We start from the raw sequence: 7,514 nt of genomic DNA, 5'->3' as shown, positions 1-7,514 counted from the left end.
GGTTCACCATGAAAATTGTGGTAATTGGCGGTCGCGGGCTAATCGGATCGAAAGTGGCGTCGAAGCTCAGCGCACGCGGACATGACGTGTTTCCCGCCTCACGCCGGTCAGGTGTCGATTCGCTCACCGGTGAAGGCCTCGCCAACGCCGTAACCGGCGCGGATGTTGTCGTGGACGTCGCCGATTCACCATCGTTCGACGATGAAGCCGTCATGCATTTCTTTACCACTACGACCACGAATCTTCTTTCTGCTGAGCAGGAAGCGGAAGTCAAACATCACGTGGCGTTGTCAGTAGTGGGCGCGCAGATCATGCCGGATAGCGGCTACAACACCGCGAAAGCTGCTCAGGAAAACCTGATCAAGGATTCGGGCCGGCCATATTCGATCGTGCGAGCAACGCCCTTCTATGAATTCGCGGTTGGCGTGGCCGATTCCGCGACAGACGGCGACATTGTCACATTGCCACATGCATTGTTCCGCCCTATCGCGGCCGACGATGTTGCCACCGCCGTGGCTCGCGCGGCTGTCGGGGACCCTATCAACGGAGTAACGGAGATCGCTGGGCCTGAAGTGATGGGGATGGACGACTTTGTCCGCAGGGGGCTGGTCGCCATCGGTGACCAACGTCGGGTCGTGACTGATGCGAAGGCGCCATACTTTGGGGCGGTGATCGACGATCAAACCCTCGTGCCCGATGAGTACGCCACCATCTTCACTACTCGATATTCCGACTGGATCGACGCCTCATCCGGCTGCCGCGGTTAGGAAGATAAATGGGCGGCAGGTGACCCGATCGCCCTGACGCCGAAGCCGCTCGAGCGCATGCAAGTCGCCACGTTCCCATGACCCGCTCTGAGCGTTGGTTTGCTTCGGTCTGATCCTGCGTGATCCCCCCACTACACGTTCAACGTCGGCGGGGTGCTGCTGTGCGTCCGTTTCGGAACCAAAGGAGAAGAACGAATGGTGCAGGGTAGGAACGACTCGGAATGGAAATCGACAATAACGGTGGTGCAAGAAGTACGGTCACCGTCCATTCCTGACAATCCGCATGTGCTAACGGTCCTCGTCAACCATCCACCCGGCGCTCCTGGTTACCCGCCACATCGCCTCCCTGGCGGACCGGGATTCGGTTACATGATTGACGGTGAGATGTTGTTCGAGCTTGAGGGTGAAGCGCCACGGGTCTTACGCGCAGGAGATGCGTTCTGGGGGCCCGGCGGAGACGTGATCCACTATCAGGACGCTAACAACCGCACGGACATCCCTTGCAGCTTCGTTCTCACTGTCTTTTCTGTTCCCGGACGACCGGTGCGCGAATGGGTGACCGATGGGGAGCTAGAGTTGCGAAAGGGACTGCGCTGCAACGAATGACTGGCTCCGGCAACGGTTGGATGCAGCAGCTTCACCGATGAGCCGAGATGCATAATCTGCGCTCACCGCAGTCCGGTCGGATCAAGCTGTCCGCCACAGAGCCTCTCAGCGGTCGACTACCTCGTTGATCATCGCGGCGAGCTCGCGTGGCTTAGACACCGTCACCAGGTGACCCGCGACAATTTCTCGATGTTCAACGTTCCCGCCCAAATTGGCGATCATCTGCTTGGCCATCGCGGCGGGGACCGCAATGTCGTCCGTCATGCTGATATAGGTGATCGGCACACCTGACGGATAACCACTCACTCGTGCGTTCATCAGAGTCGGGGTGTCGGGCACGAACTGTTGCCAGACCTCGTTCCATTGGTCCTCTGTGAGGTCGTTGCCGAACATCGCTCTGGCGATGTTCTCCTCGATAGTCACCGGCTGTTCGGGAGGCCAGTCGGCGCCAATGTGGGCGATCGCGGCGGTCTCTCCTGGCGCAGGTACGTCCGCGGCCACATAGATGAGGTGCTTGACGCGCTGGGGGAAACGCCACGCGGTCTCGGTGATCGTGACTCCGCCCAGCGAATGCGCCACCAGCACGACCTGCTCGAAGCCGGCTTCGTCCGCCGCGTCGATCACCGTTTGCACGCAGTCGTCGAGCGTTACCGCAGCCAATTCGGCAGGACGGGCGCGGCGCCCGGGTAGATCGACAGCCACCGCCGGTCTGGCCAGGTGCTCCATGACCGGAGCCCAAAATCTCGCCGTACACATCCCGCCGTGAACCAACAGAGTCCCGTCAGCGCCCATATGCATCGTCACCTCACCGTGAGCAAATACGCTGAGCGCTCATTATGACGGCTTCCTCGTGACTTCAAATAGCTCGGCGGCCTATTCTTTAAGAGCCCTGAAACGCTGGGTGCCGAATCGGTGGAGGGGTCGGATGACGACCACAACAGCGTGTCGGAAATGCGGCGTTGAGCTTTTGGAGAACGCCCGGTACTGCCACGGGTGTGGCGCACCGGTCCGGCAAGGCGACCCGTGGGCCGAATACAAACAAGTCACCGTGTTATTCGCCGACGTCGTCCATTCGATGGACATCGCCGCCGCGGTCGGGGCGGAGCGACTGCGCGAGATCATCGCCCAACTGGTCGACCGCGCGACCGCAGTGGTGCAACGGTACGGCGGCATGGTCGACAACTTCACCGGTGACGGGATCATGGCGTTGTTCGGTGCGCCGGTGGCCCTGGAGGATCACGCGCTGCGGGCCTGCCACGCCGCGTTGGAGATCCAGAGCGGCATCGGTGAGCTGGCTCGGGAAGTTCTTGCCCACGACGGTGTCGACCTTGCGTTACGGGTCGGATTGAACTCCGGGCAGGTGATCACCGGGGGATTGGGCGGTGCCGCAACGGGTTACACCGCAATCGGCGACCAGGTGGGCCTGGCCCAACGGATGGAAGCGGTGGCGCCGCCGGGCGGGGTGATGCTCGCTGAACCCACGGCCCGCTTGGTCGAGGGCGCCGCAATGCTCGCTGAAGTCGAACTCGTGCAGATCAAAGGCGCCAGTCAACCAGTACGTGCGCGGCGGTTGCTGGGCGTGCCGGAGGATCTGCGCGTCGTCAGGCGCGCCGAGGCGAAACTGGTCGGCCGACGGTGGGAGATGTCGACCATTGAGAGCCTGTTGGAGCGCGCAGCCGACGGCCGCGGGGGTGTGGTCGGCGTCGTGGGTTCGCCCGGCATCGGAAAGAGCCGTCTGCTGCAGGAGGCCGTAACGCTCGCCCGTCGCCGCAACGCGGAGGTGTTCTCCACGTTCTGCGAGTCGCACGCCACTGAGGTCTCCTTCCGGGTCGTGGCGCGCCTCCTCCGCGCGGCGACTGGCGTCGAAGGTTTGCCGGCTCAGGCGGCCCGCGCCCAGGTCCATGCCCAGATTCGCGATGTGGACCCGGAGGACCTAGCGCTCTTCGATGATCTGCTGGGCATCGCGGATCCGGGGTTGGTCTTACCCAAGATTGATCCTGATGCGCGGCGGCGGCGGTTGACCGCGTTGGTCAACGCCGCCTCACTGGCCCGTCGTGCGCCGGCCCTCTACATCATCGAGGACGCTCACTGGATCGACGCGGTCAGTGAGTCGATGCTGGCCGAGTTCCTCACGGTGATTCCGCAGTCCCACTCTCTGGTGCTGATCAGCTACCGCCCGGAATACCGCGGCGCCTTGAGCCGCGTTTCCGGTGCGCAACGAATCGCTCTGGCACCGTTGAGTGACGCGGAAATCGCCACACTGGTCGGGGAACTTCTCGGTCCCGACCCAACAGTGGCCACGGTTGCCCAGATCATCACAGCCCGTGCGGCCGGTAATCCGTTCTTCGCCCAGGAGTTGACTCGGGAGCTCGCCGAACGCGGCGTACTTATAGGCACGCGCGGCAACTACTCCTGCCATATCGATGTCGGCGAGGTGCACGTGCCGGCAACCCTGCAGGCCGCAATTGCCGCGCGCATCGACCGGCTCCCGTCGGCGGCCAGACGAACCGTCGCTGCCGCGGCGGTCATCGGTTCCCGATTCAGCTGCGATTTGCTGACTGACCTGGGAATCGAGGTGTCCGTCGACGAGCTGATTGCCGGTGAACTCATCGAGCAGGTCCAGTTCAACCCGACCGCCGAGTACGCCTTTCAGCACCCGCTCATTCGAACCGTTGCCTACGAAGCGCAATTGAAGTCCGATCGCGCCGAGTTGCACCGGCGGTTGGCCGCCGCGATCGAAGCGCGCGCGCCGCAATTGGCCGAGCAAAACGCTGCGCTCATCGCCGAGCATCTGCGATCGGCCGGCGACTTACACGGCGCATACGACTGGCACATGCGCGCCGCGACGTGGGTGACAAACCGAGACGTCAATGCGGCGCATCTGAGTTGGGAGCGCGCCCAGATGATCGCCGACTCATTGCCAGCGGCTGACCCGGACCGGGCGACCATGCGCATCGCCCCGCGCAGGATGTTGTGCGCAACCGCTTGGCGAGTCCATGAACGAGTCGCCGGCGCCCGTTTCAAGGAATTGCGCGAACTCTGCGGTGAAGTGGGCGACAAGGCGTCATTGGCCATCGCGACAGCCGGACTAGGCCACGACTGTCTGTATCAGGGAATGATCGCCGAAGCCTCGCGGCTGGCATCCGAAGCGTGGGACCTCATCGAATCGCTCGACATTCCCGCCTTGACTGTGGGGCTTTCACCGTTACCGATCCGGGCCAAGACGGCGAACTCCGAGTGGTCTGATGTGCTGCGGTGGTCGCAGCGGGTCATCGACCTGGCCGACGGCGACCCGGCGATGGGCAACTTCATCATCGGCTCTCCGCTAGCGGTCGCCTTCGCGACGAGGGGCCTCGCTCGTTGTTCGTTAGGGCGTGCCGGATGGCGCGACGACCAGCGGCATAGCTTGGAGATGGCACGCGGCGCCGACCCGCTGTCGTACACCGGGGCCGTCGCCTACGTCTACTTTCCCGGCATCGTCAGCGGCATGCTCCGACCCGACGACGCCGCCATGCGTGACATCGAGGACGCCGTGCGTATCGCCGAAAGGTCGGGCGACAACGTCGCGTTGGCGTTTGCCTGGTTGACGCTCAGCGTCGCCTTGGTAGAACGCTCTACGGAGGCCGAGCGTGACCGCGGACGGCCCCTGCTGGCCAAAGTTGCCGATGTGTACAAGAGCCGCGGACAGAATGCGGGCCTACTGCCGGTGATCAACGTGTGCCTGGCGCGCGAGAAGGTCCGGCTGGGGGATGTCGACGAGGCAATACCGCTCGTTCGCGGCGCTGCTGACGACCTGTTCCGCGACGGTCGGCTACAGGCGTACGGCGCGGTAGCGACCGGCGTTCTGGTGGAGGCATTACTCAATCGGAGGGCCGAGGGCGACCTGGCCGAAGCCGAGACAGCTGTCGAGCGGTTGGCCGCGGCACCGGCCGAAGAGGTGCTGGTGACCCGCGAGGTGTGGTTGTTGCGACTGCGCGCTGATCTGTCGCGTGCGCACGGCGACGGGACTCGGTTCCGCGACTACCGGGACCGCTACGACGAGCAAGCGAAACGCCTTGGCTTCGAAGGACATATGGCCTGGGCGGAGGAGATGGTCTAAGGAGCCGGGCAGATCGACAACGATCGGTCGGTCGAACGGGGCATTCAAAAGTCGCCCCGCCGGTTAGGGTCTGTGACTCAAGACAGGCGAATCTGGGTAAAAGGATCCCAACCCGTATGCGCGCCGCCGAGGGACGGAGTCACCACATGGATCGCCCTGACACGATCATCGAAATCCACCGCGAACGCGTGCAGGATCAGACGGTCGAGATGTTCAGCGGTGACAAGTACACGCAATCCGTCGACGGCACTGGCTACTCCGCGACCGCCACCCTCGACCTCACGCTTGACCGGGTCTGGTTCATCTCCGATTCTCATCAGCGGCTGTGGCAGGAAGAAATCGACGGCGAAACCCGCGATCCTTTGCGGCATTTCGCGATCGATCTGAGGATCTTCGATTCGAAGATCGTCATTGACTCGGTTACCTGCATTCCGCTGGTGTCGCTGCCCCCGGCGACGATCACCATCCCGGATGGTCCACGCGCCGGAGAGTCGCGCGAGATCCCGTACAACGAGATCCCGCTCTTCGGGCGGCTGACCCTGCACGACCAGCTCGAGCCGCACGAGACCGAGCCGGGCAAGCAGACGATCGCGCTGAACTTCACCGCACAGGATGCTCCGGTCCTGCTGGCCACCCCGCTACCCGACCAATACACCGGCTTGCTGTTCGGTCCGCATATCGAGCGCCGCGATGACGGGGTCACCGTTTTCACCGGACAAGATCCACGAATCACCTGGGAACTCGACTATGCCGAGGCCTACTGGATCACCCACAGCATCGCTGGGGAGCTCATGGTCAACCTGGAGAAACTGCAACACCCCAGCATCTCCGACGACGAAGCCAGAACCAGGGTGCTCGACTCCCTTGCCGCCCAAATCGCCGACGCGGTCGGTCCGCAGTTGGAAGACATGGGAGACAACGGGATTCAGATGCTATTGCCGACGCCGGTAGACGTCGACCCGGACGCGCAAGACGACAGCACGTTCAAGGCGTTGGACGCCGTTGTGCAGCGCTTCAACGTCGGCGAGAACACCGAAGAATCCATGGTGGTCCAACTGCAGACCCTGCGCGCATTGCCCTCCGGTGAGGAGCTGCCGGCCTCGGTTCTGGCCGAAAACCCTCATGAGAAGACCGCTTTGGCGGTCACCGGGTGGAGCATTTTGCGGCAGGTCCGTGACACCGTCAGGAAAACCTTCGATCTCGACGAGAGCGACTTCGACGCCGATGCGCCCTGCCTGCTGGACGGTCCGAAGACGATCAGCATCGGCGGTCAAGACCGCAGCCTCGACGCTCTTGGCGCCGACATCGTGCCGCGAACCGAAGACGGCCGGCTGATCATCGACGGCACCGTGAGCGCAGAGACGAAGCTCTACGACTTCAAGGCGACCTTCAAGGTCACCTACGAAATGGGTCTGGACGACATACCCCGCGACCCAAAAGGCAAGGAATTCAAGCGGGACGAGGTCGATACCATCGAGCTTCTCGAAGAGACGCTGAGCCTGGCTGGACACAAGAAACGCGCCCATCAGATCAGCAATGAAGAATACGAAGAGGAAGTCAAGCGCGTCAGCGAGCGATTCGATCAGCTGCCGCAAACGGTCGGAGTGCGGCCGGTACAGAACGCTGACCCAGACGTGAACGCGGACTTCAACCTGACCGCAGGCGGCAAAGTAGCCACGGCTGCCGGTGCGGCGGCGGTCGTCGGCCTGCTTGCCCTTCCGGTGACATGGGTAGCGGGCGCTGCCGGGATTGGGGCTGCCGGTGCGGGCGGCCTGCTGACCTTAGCGATTGCGCAGTACATCACCACCGTGTTGACCCTCGACTGGTTCGGCACCGGACTCGGATCACGGCAGGTCAAGAAATCGCTCAACGACCAGCCCGAGGGCACGTCGCTGCCGCCGGTCGGAATGCCGGTGGAGGTGGACCTCAACCGTCAGCGGCTAGCCGTCTACTTCCGGCCGGTGCCGGCCAAACTGTGGGTCGACTGCGTCGTCGCAGATGAGAACGACGAGGACGAGGACAACAGCAACGCCATTCGGGTC

5 protein-coding genes are annotated in these 7,514 nt (G+C 63.2%); 4 read left to right on the top strand and 1 reads right to left on the bottom strand.

Features of this window, described 5'->3' with window-relative positions:
• Positions 1-8 precede the first annotated feature (8 nt).
• Together A9W95_RS18880 and A9W95_RS18875 are read left to right on the top strand one after the other, a co-directional pair.
• On the top strand, positions 9-767 hold the full coding sequence (locus A9W95_RS18880) for an SDR family oxidoreductase (protein ID WP_067416131.1): 759 nt from the start codon (positions 9-11) through the stop codon (positions 765-767).
• Between the two features lie 195 nt (positions 768-962).
• Entirely contained in the window at positions 963-1,373 is a 411-nt protein-coding gene (locus A9W95_RS18875) for a cupin domain-containing protein (RefSeq protein ID WP_067416134.1), read from the top strand.
• Between the two features lie 105 nt (positions 1,374-1,478).
• On the opposite strand, the gene A9W95_RS18870 is transcribed toward A9W95_RS18875, so the two are convergent.
• Positions 1,479-2,165, bottom strand: coding sequence for an alpha/beta fold hydrolase (locus tag A9W95_RS18870; RefSeq protein ID WP_172826654.1), 687 nt, complete (start codon positions 2,163-2,165; stop codon positions 1,479-1,481).
• A gap of 133 nt (positions 2,166-2,298) precedes the next feature.
• Between A9W95_RS18870 and A9W95_RS18865 the strand changes: the two genes are divergently transcribed.
• Together A9W95_RS18865 and A9W95_RS18860 are read left to right on the top strand one after the other, a co-directional pair.
• Positions 2,299-5,472 (top strand): AAA family ATPase, encoded by a 3,174-nt coding sequence (locus A9W95_RS18865; RefSeq protein WP_067416123.1) that lies wholly within the window; start codon positions 2,299-2,301, stop codon positions 5,470-5,472.
• 146 nt (positions 5,473-5,618) lie between these two features.
• A partial coding sequence (locus tag A9W95_RS18860; RefSeq protein ID WP_156746282.1) for a hypothetical protein occupies positions 5,619-7,514 on the top strand: 1,896 nt, incomplete at its 3' end.

The sequence above is a fragment of the Mycobacterium sp. 1423905.2 genome, from assembly GCF_001673155.1.
GTDB lineage: Bacteria > Actinomycetota > Actinomycetes > Mycobacteriales > Mycobacteriaceae > Mycobacterium.
This window is presented reverse-complemented; position numbering and strand designations above follow the sequence as displayed.

Excerpts from the sequence above, each read along its gene's own strand:
- A9W95_RS18865 (WP_067416123.1), top strand. The coding sequence starts at position 2,299 with ATGACGACCACAACAGCGTGTCGGAAATGCGGCGTTGAGCTTTTGGAG.
- A9W95_RS18875 (WP_067416134.1), top strand. The coding sequence starts at position 963 with ATGGTGCAGGGTAGGAACGACTCGGAATGGAAATCGACAATAACGGTG.
- A9W95_RS18880 (WP_067416131.1), top strand. The coding sequence starts at position 9 with ATGAAAATTGTGGTAATTGGCGGTCGCGGGCTAATCGGATCGAAAGTG.
- A9W95_RS18870 (WP_172826654.1), bottom strand. The coding sequence starts at position 2,165 with ATGGGCGCTGACGGGACTCTGTTGGTTCACGGCGGGATGTGTACGGCG.